At 57.9% G+C, this 20122-nt stretch carries 15 protein-coding genes and 1 tRNA gene; 2 read left to right on the top strand and 14 right to left on the bottom strand.

What is annotated here, in order from left to right; translation table 11 throughout:
* Positions 1 to 14: 14 nt before the first annotated feature.
* Genes gltB through AC2FLD_RS21075 form a run of 3 tightly spaced genes read right to left on the bottom strand, consistent with a single transcriptional unit; the run spans position 15 to position 6439 of the window.
* Entirely contained in the window at positions 15 to 4547 is a 4533-nt protein-coding gene (gene gltB / locus AC2FLD_RS21085; RefSeq protein ID WP_496673931.1) for a glutamate synthase large subunit, read from the bottom strand.
* Positions 4544 to 4978 (bottom strand): GFA family protein, encoded by a 435-nt coding sequence (locus AC2FLD_RS21080; RefSeq protein ID WP_496673929.1) that lies wholly within the window; start codon positions 4976 to 4978, stop codon positions 4544 to 4546. Before AC2FLD_RS21080 ends, gltB begins: the two co-directional genes overlap by 4 nt.
* Before the next feature lie 27 nt (positions 4979 to 5005).
* The gene (locus tag AC2FLD_RS21075) at positions 5006 to 6439 is read right to left on the bottom strand and encodes an NAD(P)-dependent oxidoreductase (RefSeq protein ID WP_496673926.1); all 1434 of its coding nucleotides are present in this window, start codon (positions 6437 to 6439) and stop codon (positions 5006 to 5008) included.
* A gap of 230 nt (positions 6440 to 6669) precedes the next feature.
* Here AC2FLD_RS21075 and AC2FLD_RS21070 point away from each other — a divergent pair, with 230 nt between their 5' ends.
* The gene (locus tag AC2FLD_RS21070; RefSeq protein WP_496673923.1) at positions 6670 to 7473 is read left to right on the top strand and encodes an undecaprenyl-diphosphate phosphatase; all 804 of its coding nucleotides are present in this window, start codon (positions 6670 to 6672) and stop codon (positions 7471 to 7473) included.
* Here the strand turns inward: AC2FLD_RS21070 and AC2FLD_RS21065 are convergent.
* A complete protein-coding gene (locus tag AC2FLD_RS21065; protein ID WP_496673920.1) occupies positions 7464 to 8456 on the bottom strand; it encodes a complex I NDUFA9 subunit family protein in 993 nt (330 codons plus the stop codon). The genes AC2FLD_RS21070 and AC2FLD_RS21065 overlap by 10 nt on opposite strands.
* Positions 8457 to 8657: 201 nt before the next feature.
* On the opposite strand from AC2FLD_RS21065, the gene AC2FLD_RS21060 reads away from it, so the two are divergent.
* Positions 8658 to 8744: transfer RNA gene (locus AC2FLD_RS21060), tRNA-Leu, on the top strand.
* A gap of 149 nt (positions 8745 to 8893) precedes the next feature.
* Here AC2FLD_RS21060 and AC2FLD_RS21055 read toward each other — a convergent pair.
* From AC2FLD_RS21055 to AC2FLD_RS21010, 10 genes are all read right to left on the bottom strand, one after another.
* Positions 8894 to 9346 carry an SRPBCC family protein gene (locus AC2FLD_RS21055; protein WP_496673917.1) on the bottom strand — a complete coding sequence of 151 codons (453 nt, stop codon included), beginning with the start codon at positions 9344 to 9346 and terminating at the stop codon, positions 8894 to 8896.
* A gap of 107 nt (positions 9347 to 9453) precedes the next feature.
* The gene (locus tag AC2FLD_RS21050; protein WP_496673914.1) at positions 9454 to 10266 is read right to left on the bottom strand and encodes an XdhC family protein; all 813 of its coding nucleotides are present in this window, start codon (positions 10264 to 10266) and stop codon (positions 9454 to 9456) included.
* Positions 10267 to 10279: 13 nt separating this feature from the next.
* Entirely contained in the window at positions 10280 to 11467 is a 1188-nt protein-coding gene (locus tag AC2FLD_RS21045; protein WP_496673978.1) for a vWA domain-containing protein, read from the bottom strand.
* Positions 11467 to 12333 carry an AAA family ATPase gene (locus tag AC2FLD_RS21040; protein WP_496673911.1) on the bottom strand — a complete coding sequence of 289 codons (867 nt, stop codon included), beginning with the start codon at positions 12331 to 12333 and terminating at the stop codon, positions 11467 to 11469. The genes AC2FLD_RS21045 and AC2FLD_RS21040 overlap by 1 nt, the downstream gene beginning before the upstream one ends.
* Before the next feature lie 104 nt (positions 12334 to 12437).
* Entirely contained in the window at positions 12438 to 14855 is a 2418-nt protein-coding gene (locus tag AC2FLD_RS21035; protein ID WP_496673908.1) for an aerobic carbon-monoxide dehydrogenase large subunit, read from the bottom strand.
* On the bottom strand, positions 14852 to 15346 hold the full coding sequence (locus AC2FLD_RS21030; protein ID WP_050605914.1) for a (2Fe-2S)-binding protein: 495 nt from the start codon (positions 15344 to 15346) through the stop codon (positions 14852 to 14854). Before AC2FLD_RS21030 ends, AC2FLD_RS21035 begins: the two co-directional genes overlap by 4 nt.
* A 12-nt stretch (positions 15347 to 15358) precedes the next feature.
* Positions 15359 to 16192 (bottom strand): FAD binding domain-containing protein, encoded by an 834-nt coding sequence (locus tag AC2FLD_RS21025; protein ID WP_496673905.1) that lies wholly within the window; start codon positions 16190 to 16192, stop codon positions 15359 to 15361.
* Between the two features lie 139 nt (positions 16193 to 16331).
* Complete coding sequence (locus tag AC2FLD_RS21020) at positions 16332 to 17429, bottom strand: MHYT domain-containing protein (protein ID WP_496673902.1); 1098 nt, start codon at positions 17427 to 17429, stop codon at positions 16332 to 16334.
* Positions 17430 to 17514: 85 nt separating this feature from the next.
* Complete coding sequence (locus tag AC2FLD_RS21015) at positions 17515 to 19008, bottom strand: heme biosynthesis protein HemY (RefSeq protein ID WP_496673899.1); 1494 nt, start codon at positions 19006 to 19008, stop codon at positions 17515 to 17517.
* Positions 19009 to 19018: 10 nt separating this feature from the next.
* The coding region (locus AC2FLD_RS21010) for a COG4223 family protein (protein ID WP_496673896.1) at positions 19019 to 20122 on the bottom strand (1104 nt) is incomplete at its 5' end.

Genomic DNA, 20122 nt, shown 5'->3' with positions numbered 1-20122 from the left:
CTTCGCGGAAGACTTTATTCCGCCGGAACTGCGGTGGCTTCGGTGGTTAGCGGATGACTCAGCTTGTTCAGCATCTCTTTGGGACAAACCTGAAGGAATTTCCCTTTTTCCACATCCCAGTGTTGCAGGATATCTGCGGCTTTCCGGCTATAGGTCTCCTCAGCGTGGCGTGTGATGAGCATTTTCAACTGCTCCTCCCAATGCGCGACTAAAACCGGGCAGGTGACCAGTGTTTCATTGTTCATCAACGCTTCGGCTTTGCCTTCGGGATCGTAAAGATAGGCCATGCCACCGGTCATACCAGCACCAAAGTTGGCGCCGATAGTACCAAGAATCACGGCCACACCGCCCGTCATGTATTCACACCCGTTCGAACCGCAGCCTTCGACCACAACTTTTGCACCCGAGTTACGCACGGCGAACCGCTCACCTGCGCGACCTGCCGCGAACAGGTGTCCATCTGTGGCCCCATACAGGACTGTGTTGCCGATGATCGTGTTCTCATCCGCCTTCAGCGGGCTGACCTGCGGCGGGCGCACAACAATCGTACCGCCCGACAGACCCTTGCCAACATAATCGTTGGCGTCGCCTGACACTTCCAGTTTCAGTCCCGGAGCAGCGAATGCCCCCAAAGACTGACCAGCGGAGCCCTGAAGCTTCACATGTAGGTGGTCGTCCTGGAACGTGTTCCGCATACCAAAGTTCTGCACGATATGGCTGGAAACACGGGTGCCAACGGTCCGATGCGTGTTCTGCACCGCATAGGACAGCTGCATCTTTTCACCGTCTTTCAGGAACCGGGCCGCATCGCGGACAATCTCGGCGTCCAGTGTATCCGGTACCGCGTTGCGATCTTTGTCACGGTTGTAGACGATGTCATGCGCACCATCGACCGTGATCAGCAGCGGATTGAGATCCAGATCATCCAGATTCGCCGAACCACGGCTGACCTGCGCCAGCAGATCAGCCCGGCCGATGATCTCGTCAATCGACCGCGCGCCGAGGCTGGCCAGCAGTTCGCGCACTTCCTGCGCGTAGAAGGTGATCAGGTTGACGACCTTGTCCGCGTTACCGGTGAACTTGGCGCGCAGGCTTTCGTCCTGTGTGCAGACGCCAACCGGGCAGGTATTCGACTGGCACTGACGCACCATGATACAACCCATAGCGATCAAGGCGGCGGTGCCGATGCCGTATTCTTCGGCCCCCATCATCGCGGCCATAACAATGTCACGTCCGGTGCGCAGGCCACCGTCGGTCCGAAGGGTCACACGGTCGCGCAGGTTGTTCATCGCCAGAACCTGATGCGCTTCGGTCAGGCCCATCTCCCACGGAAGACCGGCATATTTGATTGAGGTCGCGGGTGACGCGCCCGTACCGCCATTGTGACCCGAAATAAGGATAATATCCGCTTTCGCCTTGGCCACACCGGCCGCAATCGTGCCCACGCCCGAGGACGCTACTAGCTTGACCGTCACTTTGCAGCGCGGGTTGATCTGCTTGAGGTCATAGATCAGCTGCGCCAGATCCTCGATCGAGTAGATGTCGTGGTGCGGCGGCGGCGAGATCAGCGTCACGCCTTTTGTCGAATGCCGCAGACGCGCGATCAGGTCGGTAACTTTCATGCCAGGCAACTGGCCACCCTCACCGGGTTTCGCGCCTTGGGCGACCTTGATCTCAAGCTCTTCACACTGGTTCAGGTATTCGGCGGTTACACCGAACCGGCCCGAGGCCACCTGTTTGATCTTGGCAGAAGGGTTATCGCCATTGGGCTCTGGCACGAAATGCGCGGGGTCTTCGCCGCCCTCGCCCGAGTCCGATTTCGCGCCGATCCGGTTCATCGCCACGTTCAGCGTCTTATGCGCCTCAGGCGACAGCGCCCCCAGCGACATACCCGGCGTGACAAAGCGTTTGCGGATGGAGGTAATCGACTCGACCTCTTCAATCGGCACCGGCTTGCTAAGCGGTTTGAAATCCATCAGATCGCGCAGGTGGATCGGCGGGTTTGACTGCATCTTCGCCGAATACTGCTTCCACAACTCGTAAGAGGCGCGGTTACAGGCCATCTGCATCATGTGCATCGAGGTCGCTTCCCACGCGTGGGTCTCACCCGATTTCCGCGCTTTGTAGAAACCACCGATGGGCAATACATCCAAGCCGCCGTCCCAAGCCTTGGCGTGGGTTTCCTCCAACTTGGCCTGAATACCGGTCACACCGATTCCCGAGATCCGGCTGGTCATGCCCGGGAAATACTCGGCCACCATCGCACGGCTGAGGCCCACGGCCTCAAAGTTCAGACCGCCACGATAAGACGAGATCACCGAAATCCCCATCTTGGCCATGATCTTGAGCAAACCCTGGTCGATGGCTTCACGATACCGTGCGACGTTTTCGGTCAGGGTGCCGTCCAGCAGGCCGCGGCCAATGCGGTCAGCAAGCGAATCCTCGGCCAGATAAGCGTTCACTACAGTCGCACCGCATCCAATCAGGACGGCAAAGTAATGCGGGTCGACACATTCTGCAGAACGTACGCTCAGGGAACAGAATGTGCGCAGACCCTGGCGAGTCAGATGCGAGTGAACCGCGCTGGTCGCCAGGATCATGGGCATTGCTATCCGACCAGCGCCCGAGCTCATGTCAGACAGGACGATATGCCCTGCACCGGACCGCACGGCTTCTTCTGATTCGGCTCTAACACGAGCCAAAGCGGTACTCAGCGCGCCGCGACCGGGTTCAAAGCTGCAATCGATTTCCGCCAGCGGGGCATCAAAGCTCTCGACCAGCTTGTCCCACTGCGCGTTGCCGACAAAGGGGCTTTCCAGAACCACGATCTCGGTCTGGCTGCTGTCTTCGTCCAACACGTTCTTGAGGTTGGCAAAGCGTGTCTTCAGCGACATCACGCGGTATTCACGCAAGCTGTCGATTGGAGGGTTGGTGACCTGGCTGAAGTTCTGGCGGAAGAAATGGCTGAGCGGGCGGTATTGCTTGGACAGAACCGCAGACGGTGTGTCGTCCCCCATGGAAGCCAGCGCTTCTTTGCCGTCTTCAGCCATCGGAGTCAGGATTTGCTCCAGCTCCTCAACCGAATAACCCGCCGCGATCTGACGCTTGCGCAGCTCTTCACCCGCGAAGATTGGAGCCTCAGTTACGCCCGCCAGCGTGTTGTCCAGATCGTTGATCTTGCCGACCCATTCACCAAACGGCAACGCTCGCGCCAGTTTGTTCTTGATCTGGGTGTCGCGATACAGCTTGCCCTTCTTCATATCCACAGCCAGCATCTGACCAGGACCAAGCGCGCCTTTTTCGGTTACGGAGGCTTCGTCGATCGGGACCATGCCGGCCTCAGAGCCCGCAATCACCAGACCATCGCCAGTCACCACGTAACGCATCGGGCGCAGACCGTTCCGGTCCAGACCGGCGCAGACCCAGCGACCATCGGTCATGGCCAGCGCGGCGGGGCCGTCCCATGGTTCCATCACCGAGTTGCAGTAGGAATACATGTCACGCCAGGCTTGCGGCAGTTCGACCGCCTGTTTGGACCAGCTTTCCGGCACCAACATGGTTTTCGCCATCGGGGCCGAGCGGCCAGCACGCACCAGGACCTCAAAAACAGAGTCTAATGCAGCCGAATCCGATGATCCGCTCGCGATGATCGGTTTAATATCTTCCGCATAGTCGCCAAAACTGTCCGAAGTCATCCGGATCTCGTGGCTTTTCATCCAGTTGATGTTACCTCTCAGCGTGTTGATCTCGCCGTTATGGGCCAACATCCGAAACGGCTGGGCCAGCCACCATTGGGGGAAGGTGTTCGTAGAATAGCGCTGGTGATATATTGCAAACGCCGATTCAAAACGTTCATCCATCAGGTCGGGATAGAACACGGCCACCTGCTCGGCCAGCATCATGCCCTTGTAGATGATCGAGCGGCAAGACAATGACGCGAGATAAAGCCCCGAAATCCCCGCAGCAGCAGCGGCTTTTTCAATGCGACGGCGGATCACATAAAGCTCACGCTCAAATGTCTCTTCATCCACGCCTTTTGAGTTCGAAATCAGGATCTGCTCGATCTCGGGTCGCGTGGCGTTGGCTTTGTCGCCCAGACACGTCACATCGACCGGCACGTGACGCCAGCCATAGATGTAATAGCCCATGCGCAGCACTTCGGTTTCCACGATGGTCCGGCACTGTTCCTGTGCGCCAAAATCGGTGCGCGGCAGGAACACCTGTCCAACGGCGATCAGCTCATCCATATTGGGTTCGTGACCAGTGCGGCGTATCTGGTCATAGAAGAAAGGAGCTGGGATCTGCACGTGGATGCCCGCGCCGTCACCGGTTTTACCATCGGCATCAACCGCACCCCGGTGCCAAATCGCCTTGAGCGCATCGATCCCCGCGTCCACCACCTTGCGTGAAGGCTTGCCATCGACGGATACAACAAGGCCTACCCCGCAGGAAGAATGCTCTTCTTGCTCAGAATAGAGACCGTTTTCCGCCATCCATTTGCGCTTGGCTTCTTCGGCCCGCACCCAATCGGCATCATATTTGGTCATTGGCTGTCTCCTTCTTCCGGCTGGGCGTACATGACTTCGACCTCGGCTTTGGTCATCTGCCGGCGTTCGCCTGCGAACGCATACCCGTCGGGCTTTTTGTCGATATAAAGTTCCAGTTTCAGCGGATGGCCTGTGTCGTTGAACAGGCCCGCTGCCATTTGAGTATGTCCGTGCATCTCACCCGGAAGGGTGATCCGGTACCAAAGCGCCGAACCACAATCGGCACAAAAGGCACGCTCGGCCCAGTCGGATGAGGTATAGTTTTTGACCGGTCCCAACGCGGCGTATCCCGCTTCCGCCGGAAATGTCACCAACATCGAGCTGGTCCAGCGACGGCATTGGTCGCAATGGCATGCACCGAGTGCGTCCTTCGCCGGAGTGGCGGTTACAGTGACCGCGCCGCACATACATTGGCCTTGCAATTCGGGCATCGAACCCTCCTGTCGTTGGGCGTTGGGTTACTCGGCAGCGATAGCCGCCTTGGCGTTGAAACGGTCGATGATCGCGTCGGCACAGTCGCGACCGTCCCGGATCGCCCAAACCACAAGAGAGGCCCCGCGCACGATGTCACCGATGGCATAGACGCCGTCCATTTCGGTTTCACCAGTTTGGAACGCCGCCTTGACAGTGCCCCAGCGGGTCACGGGCAGATCTGGTTGGCCGAACAGAGCGGGCAGGTCTTCGGGCTCAAAACCCAGCGCCTTGATGACCAGATCGGCCTCTTCCACATAGTCCGCACCTTCGATGACCTCGGGAGCCTGACGACCCGACGCGTCGGGCTGCCCCAGACGCATCTTTTGCACCATCACGCCGGTGACCATATCATCACCGGTGAATCCTTTTGGCGCGCTGAGCCATTCAAAAACAACGCCTTCTTCCTCGGCATTTTGCGTTTCACGCTGCGAGCCCGGCATATTAACCCGGTCGCGGCGATACAGGCACTTGACCGAGGTCGCGCCCTGACGGATCGAGGTGCGCACGCAGTCCATGGCGGTATCACCGCCACCGACCACGACCACCTTTTTACCTTCGGCATTCAGGCGGCCATTGTCGAAATCTTCGACGACATCACCAAAACTTTTGCGATTCGAAGCTGTCAGGAAGTCTATTGCCTTTTCGATCCCGGCCAGACCGCTTCCCGGCATAGACAGGTCGCGGGACTTATACACGCCGGTTGCAACAATTACCGCGTCGTGCCGGGCACGAATTTCATCAAACTTGGTGGCGTCAACGTCACAATTCAGCTCGAACCGGACACCGCCGTCAGCCAAAAGGTCATTACGTCGTTGCACGATGTCCTTTTCAAGCTTGAAACCTGGAATGCCGTACATCAACAGGCCACCCGCACGGTCATGACGATCATAAACCGTCACCTGGATTCCGGCGCGGCGCAGCATATCCGCCGCAGCCAACCCACCGGGGCCACCTCCGATGATGCCCACGCTCTCGCTACGTTCTGCAGCGGGCGCGACAGGTTTCACCCAGCCTTTGTCCCAAGCAGTGTCCGTGATGTATTTCTCAATGGTGCCAATGGTGACTGTGCCGTGACCCGATTGCTCGATGACACAGTTGCCTTCGCACAAACGGTCTTGTGGGCAGATGCGTCCGCAGATCTCGGGGAAGGTATTTGTAGCCTGGCTTGTCTCATAGGCTTCTTCCAGGCGACCAGTAGCGGTCAGATGCAGCCAATCCGGAATATTGTTGTGCAACGGGCAATGTGACTGGCAATACGGCACGCCGCATTGGCTGCAGCGACTGGCTTGTTCGGCGGCTTTCTCGGCGGCGTACTCTGCATAGATTTCGTCAAAGTCTTCCTTGCGGTCGCTTGCAGCACGCTTTTCCGGCATGACACGGTCGATCTGCACAAATTTCAGCATCGGTTGCTTGGCCACGGGTCAGACTCCATGAATTGGCTTGGTCTGGTTTCTCTAAGGGATACGATAGGGGATTAAAAGTCAAATACACTGACCTAAATTGAGAAAGTTGGTTGCAGCGAGCTAAATTATTGAGAAATTCTTGATTTTTTAGCTCCGAATCGGACCTATATGTTCGCTTTCCTTTTCCCCACCACCCTTATACCCATAATTCGCAAGTATAATGTGACCGCAAATCGGCAGGGCAGATGAGTCTTTTCCACCTGATTCTCGTAGCAATCATTCAGGGAATCACTGAGTTTTTGCCCATTTCTTCATCCGGTCATCTGATCCTTCTGCCAAACCTCACGGGCCTTGAGGATCAGGGACAAGCCATAGATGTTGCGGTTCATGTAGGAACCCTGGGCGCGGTCGTTCTGTATTTCTGGTCGGACGTCAAACACGCCCTTGCCGGCCTGCCGCATGCCCTGATCGGCCGGACAGATACCGCACAAGCACGCCTGGCCCTGGGCCTGATCATCGCTACAATCCCGACCGTGATCGCAGGCTTGATCCTGCATCTGACAGGGTTGAGCGATGCCATGCGTTCGATCTCTGTAATCGGCTGGACCATGCTGGGATTCGGTCTGTTGCTGTATTGGATGGATCAGAAAGGCCCCCAAACCAAAGAAGCCGCCGATTGGGGGGTGCGCGATGCATTCATAATGGGGTTGTGGCAGATTCTTGCCTTGATCCCAGGTACTTCCAGATCCGGGATCACTATCACCGGTGCACGTCAATTGGGTTACACCCGAGAAGATGGCGCGCGGATTGCCATGCTGATGTCGATTCCGACGATTCTGGCATCTGGCACATTGCTGGCATTGGATGTGATACGCGACGCCGATGCGCAGCTGGCGCGCGACGGCGCCATTGCCGCAGCGTTTGCGTTTTTTTCCGCCCTTCTGGCGCTCAGCCTGATGATGCGGTTACTGCGCAGCGTTAGCTTCACGCCCTACGTCATCTACCGCGTCATTCTTGGCGCGATCCTGTTATTCATCGCCTACAGCTGATCAGTACGCAGGTTTTTGGCCGAATTCTGAATGTCGTCATACTGACCAGAGGGGCGGAACTTCCACAGGTATTCCGGCAGCACCGATTCCAGCGTGGCCGGCGTGATCCCGAGATCGGCAAAAGATCTGGCACCATCGGACACAACATTGTCGTTCCGCAAGTTCTTGAGCTGATCGCGGGTCAGAATGTTGTTCGGGAACAACTGAAAACTGACGAACTTCACGATATCCAGAACACCCGCCATGACTCGCGCGGCGAAGAACGGCATTCCGATGATGACACGACGACGGTGGATCACTTCCAGCATCTGCTGCATCAAAGCGCGGAAGGTTTTGACCTCGGGCCCGCCCAGTTCATACACGCCGGGTTCGGCCTGTCCCAGAACACCTTTGACCGCTGCATGGGCCACATCATCCACATAAACCGGCTGGAACTTTGTTTGAGCCCCGACCAACGGCAGGAACGGCCCCATGCGCGTCATTCCGGCAAAGCGGTTGAAGAATTGATCTTCTGTGCCAAAAACCACAGATGGCCGCAGGATCACTGCATTTGGCATATGTTTCAGCACGCCCGCTTCGCCCTGCGCCTTGGTCTGAGAATATTCGCTGGCGGCATTGGCATCCGCGCCAATGGCCGAGATATGAACCATCCGTTCAATCCCCTGATCCGCCGCCAATCGCGCGATGCGCTCAGCCCCTTCGGCCTGTACGGCACCAAAGTCGTTTTTACCCATCTCGTTCAGCACGCCGACACAGTTGACTACAACATCTGCACTGTGCATGGCCTGCGCAACGGACGCATCATCGCGGATATTGCACAGCACCGGCTCAACTTGACCAACCACACCATAGGGTTTCACGAACATCGCCTCGTTCGGGCGGCGCACGGCCACACGAACGCGCCACCCCTCACTCGCCAGGCGCCGCGCGATGTAGCGACCGACAAACCCCGATCCGCCATAAATCGTCACAAGTTTCGACATGAGAGGGCTCCTGCTGAGAAATTGCGCCCTAGACCTAACGCCCGCAGCCCCTCCAAACAAGGCGCTAATTCGCCGCGAGGGTGTTGAAATTTTCAGGCGTGAAAAGCGGGGCGGGGAGCAAATTCAAAAAACTTTCAAAAATCTCCCCGAATCTGGTTGACGCCCTCCGCCACTGGGCTTAAACGCCCCTCCACGACACCTGCCCAGGTGGCGGAATTGGTAGACGCGCTAGCTTCAGGTGCTAGTGTCCGTATGGACGTGGAGGTTCGAGTCCTCTCCTGGGCACCATATCCCTTAGGCCAAAATGGTTTGACGGTTTTGACTTTTTCCAGACACAAACAGCCAGACACCCCGCCGGACTCGTAAGCGGTTGCATCTGATCGCGTTCTTAAAGAAGTGAAGCGCCATCAATGAGCGCTTCTATCGAATCTCGCCAATCAGGCAACAGGTTGTTCCGAAACGATTTCTCCGAAGCGCGTGAAAAACTTGCCGGATAGTTTCTTGGCCGTGCCTGCGATCAGTCGACTGCCCAGCTGAGCGATCTTGCCGCCAACATCGACCTTGGCGGTGTAGGACAAAACCGTCTCGGTCCCCTCTTCGGTCAAGGTCACTTCTGCACCGCCCTTGGCAAATCCAGCCGCCCCACCCTTGCCTTCACCGGCCAGTGAGAACCCTTCCGGAGCATTCGCCGTATCCAGCGTGACTTCTCCGGCAAAACGCGCTTTGACGGGGCCGATTTTAAGAACCACCTTTGCCTCAAGCTCGGTTGGCGATTTCTGGGTCAGCTCTTCACAGCCAGGGATACAATCTTTCAAAATATCGGGATCATTAAGAGCACGATAGACCACGTCACGGGGCGCAGAGATGCGGATTTCGTCGGTCAGTTCCATTCAGTTTATCCTTTGATCAACAACATCTTGGGAATACGCGAAGTGCGACCTCTGCCGCCTCCTGCGCAGTGAGTTCCGGGCGCGCATGTTTTCTGCTGCGCAAGCGTTCAAGCCAGCTTTTCATCATGAGAAACCTCCGTCGATTTGTCGCTGTTCCGCCACATCACGATCTCGGCCAAGATCGACAACGCGATTTCATGCGGGTCGATGGCGTGAATATCCAACCCCGCTGGCGATTTCAGACGCGCGACTTTTGAGGGATCCATGCCTTGCGTAATCAGTTTTGCTGTAAGCGTTTCGGCTTTGCGGCGGCTGGCCACCATCGACACGCGCGCTGCCGAGGTTTCCAGCGCCGCGTTCAGTGCCGCCGCATCCTTGCGCCCCTGTGCCGCCACTACCACAAAATCCTGCGGTTCGACACCCAGCGCCTCAACCTGATCCGGATTGAATCGTATGTGATCACCGGCGACCTCAGCCCCGCTTTCGATAGCGGTACGGAACCCCGCCAGCGCCCCATGTGCTGCCAAGGCGGTGGCAATCAGCCCGTCACCAAAAATGACCAGCCGTGGCGCGTGTTTATAGGGTTCTACCAAAAGATCGACAGTGCCACCGGAGGGGCAACCGCTTTTGAAGGTTTGCACCCCGTCCGGGTCCGTCATGTTCACCACCTTTTCCGAAGGTTTGACACGGATCATCTGCGGCGCCCCGCTGACCAACGCCTGCTGTGCCGAAATTCGAACCGCGCGTTGCACACAAGCCCCCCCAAGATGACCCAGGATCTGACCGTCCCGCGTGATGACCGCCTTGCCGCCAGCCTTGGCCGAAGTTGCGTCCGCCGTGCGCAGCACCGTCGCCACACAGAAGGCTTCACCAGTTCCGCGAAGCTGCTCTATTGTGTCAAAAATATCGAAATTCGCCATTGTTAGACTCCTTTCATAACTTTCGGAACTGCGGCTCCAATGCCGCCAAAGCGTCAAGAGTATTCGCGGGCAAATGGGCGTCCAGATAAGGTTCCGCCGCCCGCATCGCCGCCGCGATAGGCTGATATTCCTTCCAGCCTTTCAGTGGGTTCAGCCACACGATCCGCCGCGCCTTGCGCTTGATCCGTGCCAGCACATCACCAAGCGCCTGTGGGTTGGAACTGCAATACCCATCCGAGAGGATCAGAACCACCGTCCGCCCATTGAGCGCCCGCGCACCATAACCCGAAAGAAATCGATCAAGACTGCCAGAAATATCGGTGCCGCCACCAAATCCTTCGGCCATCAATGACAAGCGTCCCGCCGCCCGCAGTGTATCATGATCCCGCAGGGCATCGGTTACGCGCATCAGTCGCGTATGAAACAGATAGGCATCGGCTTCGGTCCCGCTGCCGATCAACCCTTTCAAAAAGGCCAGGAACACACGGGAATACACGGTCATCGAACCGCTCACATCGCACAACGCAACAATTCTCATTGGACGCGGGGGGCGCGCGCGGCGATACAAATCCAACGGCTCGCCACCACGTGCCAGGCTGGCCCGTTGTATTCGGCGCATGTCCAATGCGGGACCTCTCATTGCTTTTTTACGGCGGCGCGACCGGCGATCGCGTATGGCGCGTGCCAAGGCCAATGCAGCCGTTTCGGCTTGTTTTAAAGCCTCTTCGTCCATCAACTCACGCAAATCCCGGCGCGACAGGTTGGCCGTTCGGGTCGCGATCAGCTTCCCGTCCATCCCCTCGGCCGCCCCATCACCCGGATCCGGAGCGGTGGCGTTCCCGGTATCACTCTGCGAGGTGCCTGTTCCCTGATCTTGGCTCTGCCAGATCATGGGCTTCGCAGATTGCACCTGAACATGAGCATTTTGCGCAACGCCCGCACGCTGCTTTCCTGCGTTGAACCAGTACGCGTCGAACAACTCATCAAATCGCCGCCATTCCTCAGCATCCCCGGTCAAAACCGCGCACAACGCCTGACGCGCCCGCTCGGCATCCGTCGCCTTCACTGCTGACAAGGCCACTAACGCATCCCCAGTTTCCTTTGGCCCGACCCGCAGCCCGTTCATGCGCAAATGCTCGACGAACCCCGACATGCGATCTGCCAGCCCCGCAGCCCGAGAGGGAAAGTGCGTTACTCTCATCACGCGACCTTTCCGATTAGGCGGTCCATGACCTCGGGCGGGGCCGCGTCATAATCGGCAGCAGTCTTCAGCAAGCAAACCAGAGTGGACTGAACCTCATCGCGGGATTTGGCGAGGTCATTGACCCCCAAGCCAGACAGTGCAGCCGCCCAGTCGAGCATTTCTGCAATGCCCGGTGTTTTCTCAAGGTCTTCGCTCCGCAGCGCTTGGACGACGCCGATAATCTGACGGGCCAAAACACCCTCAACCTCAGGCATCCGCGCCCTCAAGATCGCCATCTCTGTTTCCTTCGATGGATAATCAAGGAAACTGTAAAGGCACCGCCTGCGCAGCGCATCCGACAAATCCCGCGTCCCGTTGGCAGTCAGGATTACGATGGGCCTCACCTGCGCTTTTACGGTTCCCAGTTCCGGGATGGTGATCTGAAAGTCAGAGAGGATTTCCAGCAAATACGCCTCGAACTCCTCATCCGCACGATCAATCTCATCAATCAATAAAACCGGTGGATTTTCTTCAGATATAGCTTCTAACAAAGGTCTTTTGAGCAAATATTCATCTGAAAAAAGCTGAGTTTCATCGGTTCCTCCCCGCGCCTCACTCGCACGGATCGCCAGCAACTGCCGCTGGTAATTCCACTCATAGATCGCGTGGCTGGCGTCCAACCCTTCGTAACACTGCAGCCGGATCAAACGCGTGTCCATCCACCCCGCCATGGCTTTGGCGACCTCGGTCTTGCCAACACCGGCCGGACCTTCCAGCAACAAGGGCCGCCCCAAGGTCTGTGCCAGATGCAGCGCCATAGACAAACGATCATCGGCGACATAGCCCTGCGCGGCCAATTCGTTCTGTACGTCCTTCAGAGTCAAAACCAGGATCCAATCTTCATCTGGCCAAAAATATCTCTGGGGAGGTTCGGAGGGGGCAGAGCCCCCTCCGTTTGGTCGGACCGGCAAAGCCGGTTCGAAACAGGTTACCCGTGCATCCCCAACCCATTGGCGATCTTCCAAATCCGCCAATGATCATGCGGCATGTGGCTTTGCACCAAGCCAAAGGGCCGGAACGCATCATGCACCGCGTTCGAGAACGCAGGTACGCCGCCAACATTCGGACTTTCCCCAACCCCCTTTGCACCAATCGGATGGTGCGGAGACGGCGTCACCGTAAAGTCGGTGATATAGTTCGGCGTCTCCCACGCGGTCGGCAGGAAGAAGTCCATCAGCGTGCCTGTCTTCACATTACCCATCTCATCATAGGCAATTTCCTGACCCATCGCGATGGCAAGCGCTTCGGTTACACCACCATGGACCTGCCCGTCGATGATCATCGGGTTGATCCGGGTGCCGCAATCGTCCAGTGCGTAGAACTTCCGAACCTCCCATTCGCCGGTATCCACGTCGATTTCCATGACGCAGATATAGGCCCCAAACGGATAGGTCATGTTCGGCGGATCATAATAGCTGACGGCCTCCAGACCCGGTTCCAACCCGGGAATGGCCTGATTATAGGCTGCAAAGGCGATCTCCTTCATCGTCTTGAACCGCTCGGGTGCGCCTTTTACAGCGAACCTGTCCACGTCCCATTCAACGTCGTTATCATGGACCTCCAGCAAATAGGCCGCGATCATCTGCGCCTTGGCGCGGATTTTGCGTGCGGCCATAGCGGTCGCCGCACCAGCCACAGGCGTTGACCGGGACCCATAGGTGCCCAAACCGTAGGGCGCGGTGTCGGTGTCGCCTTCCTCCAGCGTGATGTCATCAGCAGGCAGGCCAATCTCGGTGGCGATGATCTGGGCAAAGGTCGTGGCATGGCCCTGACCCTGACTGATCGTCCCCAGTCGCGCGATGGCAGATCCCGTCGGGTGAATGCGGATTTCGCAACTGTCAAACATGCCAAGCCCGAGGATATCGCAATTCTTGACTGGCCCTGCCCCGACAATCTCGGTGAAATGCGTCAGACCAATCCCCAGCAGCTTGCGGGTTTTGCCAGCCTTGAAGTCCTCGAGCCGCTGCGCCTGTTCGGCCCGCAGCTCTTCATAGTTCACGGCCTTCAGTGCCTTGTCCCAAGCGGTGTGATAATCGCCTGAATCGTATTCCCAGCCCAGCGCGGACTGGTACGGGAACTGATCGGCCTTGATGAAATTGATCCGGCGCAGCTCGGCCGCGTCCATGTTCAGTTTGATGGCCAAAACCTCGATCATCCGTTCGATGAAATAGGCGGCCTCTGTCACGCGGAAGGAACAACGGTAGGCCACCCCACCCGGAGCCTTGTTTGTGTAGACACCATCAACAGCCAGATAAGCGGTGGGGATGTCATAGGACCCGGTGCAGATGTTCATGAACCCAGCTGGAAACTTGGTCGGGTCGGCACAGGCGTCGAACCCACCATGATCGGCAGTTGTGTGACACCACAGTCCGGTGATCTTGCCGTCTTTGGTGGCTGCGATCTTGCCCTGCATCCAGTAATCGCGGGCAAAGGCGGTGGACATCAGGTTCTCCATCCGATCCTCAACCCATTTTACCGGCTTGCCGGTCACAATCGAGGCCACGACCGAGCAGACATAGCCTGCATAAGCCCCAACCTTGTTGCCGAATCCACCGCCAATATCAGGGCTAATCACGCGGATATTGTGCTCGGCCAGACCCGAGATCAGCGACACAACAGTTCGGATCGCATGAGGGGCCTGAAACGTGCCGTAAAGCGTCAGCTTGCCTGTCACCTTGTCCATCGAAGCCACGCAGCCGCAGGTCTCCAGCGGGCACGGGTGGGTGCGATGGTAATACACCATCTCTTCAGCGACCACGTCGGCTTCGGCCAGAATGGCCTCAGTCGCTTCCTTGTCGCCCTGTTCCCAGGTGAAAATATGATTGTGATGCTTGCGGGGACCATGCGCGCCTTCGGTCTGACCTTCGAGATCTTCGCGCAGCACCACGTCGGATTTCAGCGCCTCGAACGGGTCAGTGATGACGGGCAGCTCTTCGTATTCAACCTCGACTAGTTCCACAGCATCCGCTGCGATATAACGGTCTTCGGCCACGACATAAGCTACCTCCTGGCCTTGGAACAGCACCTTGCCGTCCGCCAGCACCATCTGCTTGTCACCGGCCAAAGTCGGCATCCAGTGCAATCCCAGCGGGGCCAGATCCTCAGCGGTCAGAACGGCGACCACTCCGGGTACGGCCAAGGCCGCCTCTTTGTTTACACTGACAACGCGGGCATGTGCGTAGGGGGAGCGCACAAAGTCGCCAAACAGCATCCCATCCAGCTTGATGTCATCAACGTAGTTGCCCTTGCCCTGGGTAAAGCGCACGTCTTCGACGCGTTTACGGGCGCAGCCCATACCTTTGAGATTGGCGGCGCGTTCTTCGGGGGTCAGAGTCTGATCGTTCATTCCGCAGCCTCCTTCTGAGCGTTCATCATGTCAGCCGAGGCCGAGATGGCTTTGACGATGTTCTGGTATCCGGTGCAGCGGCACAAGTTCCCGGCCATACCGAAACGGATTTCTTCTTCGGTCGGGTTCGGGTTTTCCTGCAACAGGCGATGCGCGCGGGTGATCATACCCGGCGTGCAGAAACCGCATTGCAGCCCGTGATGTTCGCGGAACATCTCTTGCAGCACACCAAGGCTGCCATCGTCATTGGTCAACCCTTCGACGGTTGTGATATCGGCCCCATTCACCTGCGCCACGAAGGTCGTGCAGGATTTGACGGACTTGCCATCGATATCCACGGTGCAAGCGCCACAATGGCTGGTTTCGCATCCGATATGAGGACCCGTGATTTTCAGATCTTCCCGCAGGAAGTGGATCAGCAACGTGCGCGGCTCGGCCAGACCTTCGACCTGTTTGCCGTTCACGGTGAGTTTGACGTGCATTTTCGACATGATGTCCTCCCCTCAACCCGCGCGGTTCTGAGCGCGGTCGATGGCGCGGCGCAACATTACGGCGGCCACGTGTTTCTTGAATTCGACGGGTCCGCGATTGTCAGCAACCGGATCGATCGCATCGAGCATTGCGGCCACGCAACCTTCGACGTCCCCACCAGCCAGTGCATTGCTCGCGTCTTCGGACCAAATGGGCGTGTCGGCCAGATTGGTCATTGCGACCGAAGCAGTGCCGTTGCCGACCATCACCGCGGCAGCTGCAGTAGCGTAGTCGCCAATCTTGCGCTTTTGCTTTTCATAAGCCTGGCCAATTCCCGCGCCCGGCTTTGGAATAGAAATCCGTGTCAGGATTTCCTCCTCCTCGCGGGCCGTGAAATATGCCGCCTCGTAGAATTCCCGCGCTGCTACGCTGCGATTGCCGTCCGGCCCCGACAGTTCGAAGGTGGCATTCAGGCATTGCATCAGCCCCGGCATGTCATTGCCCGGATCACCATTGGCCACATTGCCGCCAACGGTACCCACGTAGCGCACCTGAGGATCAGCGATTTGCAGCGCGGCTTCGCGGATCAGAGGAATCGCCGAGGCCAGCCCGTCATGCGTGATCAACTCGTGCTGCGTCACCATCGCGCCCAAAGTCACGGTGTCTGACTCGATCTCGATCCCCTTGAGTTCCTCGATAGCCTGAAGATCAACCAGATGGCTCATGTCAGTCATGCGCAGTTTCATCATGGGGATCAGGCTGTGACCGCCCGCAATCACGCGGGCCTCGTCTCCGTGCTCCTGTAGAATGCCAATGGCCGAGGCAATATCGCCTGGCCTGTGATACTCAAAACCGGCTGGTATCATGTTTTTCCTCCCTGGGTCCGAGCGGTATGCCTTGGGGGACCTGAGGGAAGGAAAGAGCGGCGGATCTAGCCGATCCAGTTAAGGAAAACGGGGCGCGCAGCTTGTTTCACGAAATGCGAATGGGCGGCACGAGTTGCGATCAAAGGCCCAGCGCCTCGCGAATGTCCGTTAGACGGGATCGGCTGACCGGCACTTTGGTCAGCGCATCCACACCATCGAAGTAACAGGTGCCGTTGTCCTTGTGTCGCTCGAAACTCGAGACATGTTTGGGATTCACCAGATAGCTGCGATGCGCCCGCAAGAACCCTTCGGGATGCAGTCGCGTTTCCGCATCGGTGATCGACCATGGGCAGAACAGTTTCTCTGCACCCATATAAAGGACGGTGTAATGCCCCTCGGCCCGAATGGCGGCAATCCGGGAAGGATCAGCAAAGAAAGTTTGACCTTCACGCTCAAACGGGACACCGGCGCGCATCTGCGTTGGTTCGGGCATGGGTTCCGGGGCAGGAGCGGCAGGCTCGGCCTCGGGTGTTGGTTCAATGAACGTGATACCGGTCAGCAAGAAGGCGCCACAGATCAGGAAGACCGATACGGTCACCCCCATCGCCAACACCTGATTGTCCAGCGCAGGGCCCGCACCACCTGGGCTTTCACTTGCAACAAAATCGGTCAAGCCCGTGGCGACAAAATGCATGGTAAACACTGCCAGCCCGAAACAAACCGTGCCCAGAAGTATGTTGCGTTGGGTTCGGTTGCCATAAGCGACCCAAATAGCGGCCACGGACAACATCACCGATGCCAAAGTGGACAGAACAACGTCGAACACATTGTACACAGGACGACACAGCTGCATTCCCGCCATGCCGACATAATGCATCACGACGATACCCAGCCCCACAATCACCCCGGACCCAATCATCGTTTGCACCGATCGGGGTCTGAAATGCAGCAGCAAAAGCGCCAACCCGACCATTAGGATCGCAACCAGCGCCGACATGAGTGTGATCAAGGCATCGTAATAAAACAGGATTGGCAGTTGCAGACCCAGCATCGCCACAAAATGCATCGACCAGATGCCACCGCCGAGAACGACAGCGGCCAAGGCCACCACTAGCTTGCGCCGCTGACTGTCCAGCTTTGATGCGCCATGCGTCAGGTACAGACCGGTGAACCCGGCCATCACGGCCACGGCAAGCGATGCCGCCACCAACCAGGCGTTATGCGAGTAGTCCAGCATTTCGGTTTGAGCGCCCTCCCCGACGTGAAGGCGACGTTAGCAAACGGATTCGGCTGGGACAATTCACAGTTGGATTTTGCAGGCCTCAGGCCTGCTTTTGAGCCTCGGCCTCTTCCGCAACCTCAACAGCATCCGCTGTCACTTCGACCACGTCTTCTTCTTCCGCAGGCTCCACAACCTCGGGCACTTCTGATTGATCCTCAAGCGCACCTACGATCAAAGGCAGCATGTGTACGCCAGTCGCGCTTGCGATCTCGGGCGTTTGAGGCGTCTGCCAGATGAGCGTATCGAAACTGCCGCAATTCAGACAGACCGGCCCCCATTCAGGTTGGATATCATGGCAATTGGTGCATACCCATTGCGGACCGCGCGGCGCATTCAACGCTTTGGCCAGCCAGCCCTGCACAACAGCGTCCGAGGCACCCTCACCCCGTTCAATCGCAGCCATCAACGTATAAGCCCGCGCATCACCCTGTTTTTCGACCACATCCCCCAGCGCGCGGCGGGCTTCGGGGAAGTCTTCAGCCACAATGTTCAATTCGGCCAGAATCAAACGGGTTTCCATATTCTCAGGGTGAATACGGGTCAGCGCGGTGAACCGTTTGATCCGCTGGTCCGGGGTCTCATCCGGCGCAATCTCGGCGAAAGCGTGGGCAAGGTCAGGATGCGGTTGCGCCTCCCATGCCTTTTTCAGGATCTTTGTCGCCAGCCGGGGTTTGCCTTTGGCAATATACGCACGGGCCGCCATGGCCGCGGCAGGTACCAGATCAGGCGACAGACGATTGGCTTCGATCGCGTGTTCTTGTTGTTCCAGGCTCGCGTCTTCATCCAGAATGACCTTTGCTTCGGACAGTGCCAGAACCGCATCACGACGCTTGAACACGTCGCGCGGCAGATACCCCGCTTTCAACTTAGAGGTCAGTGTCGATCGTGCCCCGGCCCAATCCTGCGCCTTGGTCTGAAGGTTCAAAAGAACGTCTTGCGTTTCTTCATGGCGCGGTTTGATCGCCAGCGCTTTTTCGGCCAGCTTGCGGGCGGTTTCGTCATCACCTTCAGCCAGTTTCTGCTTCATGATCCCGCGCACGCCGACAAAACGAGTCGCGTTGTTGGTCACGAGTTTCTTGTAAGTGTCAGCTGCTTTCTTGGTGTCCCCTGTCATCTCAGCGGCTTGCGCCACCAGCAGATTGGTCAGATCCGGCTTGTTCAGCAACTTCTCGGCCTTGTTGGCTTTGGTCATCGCTGCGCGCCCTTCACCCGAAGCCAATGCCATCAGACCATCTGCCAGCGCCTGATACCCGCGCTGTTCGCGACTGCGGTCGAAATACCGCGACAGGGCCGTTTCATCGCCATTGAGGAATTTCAACGTGGCGACCAGCAGGCTGAGCAACTTGAAGAACAGCCAGACCGCAAACACCAGTACACCCAGCGTAATCACGGACTGCAATGGCCCAAGCGTAAATTCCGTGCCTGCGACGGTGATCTGCACCCCGCCGCTGGTCTGCATCAGGAAGTGACCGCCCAGCGCCAGCAGGCCGATAATCGCAACAAAAACAAGGATCTTAAACAGTGACCACAGCATGGCAGGTCCTTCAGTTCGAGTTCAGGCTGGAAGCCAATGAGTTCGCCGCATCGACGGCAGAGACCCGTGTCTGGGCCGCCTGCTCCCAATCGGCCATCGCGGTCTGCGCCGCTTCGGGAAGTGATTTCAGTTCGTTCAGCGCCTTGGATAGATCTCCATCCGCCAGCGCAGACTGCGCGCGTGACAGGACAGCGTCAGGCCCATCCCCATCTTGAGGCGTGACCGAACGTGCACCCGTTTGCCTTTGCAGGAACGCGATCAGGCCCGTGCCCTTATCCGCATCGCGCGCGTTCGCCAGCGCAGTCCGGGCTGCAGGGTCAAAAGACGCCCGCAAAGAAGACAAGGTTTCCACGCCTTTTTCCGCCGGCCCAGTCAAAGCATCCGGCACATCTACGCCGCCCGCTTTCAGTTCAGCAACCAGTTCGGAAAAGGGTTGGCCCGCGTCCAACTGCCCACGCAGACGAGACAAAACCGCGGCGTTTGTCGCAGCTTGCGCGTCGGCGGATGCTTTCGCCTCAAGAGCCTGCGCATCCGACACCATCTTTTCAACCTCAGCCCGTTGCGCGGCTAGCGAGTCTTGAAGCTTTTTTAGTTCAGCCTCAAATGCGGCTGTGGCTTCAGGTGACGTATTGGATTCAATTGGGGCTTTCTCAAGTGCTGCGATCCGATCCGACAATGGCGAGACTTGACCAGACAGCGTCTCAACCGAGGACTTGACCGCGTTCAGGTCACCTTCGACCGGGGTCAGTTTGTCCGACAGCGCTTTGATCTGATCCGTCAAGCCAGAGGTATCCGGGCTGTTTGTCAGTGCTTGTGAGAGCTTGGCGATTTGATCCGACTGATCCGCCAGTTTCGATTCCAGCGCGGCCAGGGCTTCCGAGTTGTCCGTTCCACCCGGCAACAGCCCGCCATTGCCCAGCGCAAACCCAACAGCGGCCGCAATCGCTCCACCCAGCAAAACGGGCACAAAGCCACCGCGTTTTTCCACCACACGCTCAACAGTCTTGTCTTCGACCGAAACGGTCTCTTCCGTTGGCGCTTCGGCTTCGGCTTCGGCTTCGGCTTCGGCTTCGGCTTCGGCTTCGGCTTCGGCTTCGGCTTCGGCTTCGGCTTC

Source organism: Ruegeria sp. CDSA021, from assembly GCF_059612325.1.
This window is presented reverse-complemented; position numbering and strand designations above follow the sequence as displayed.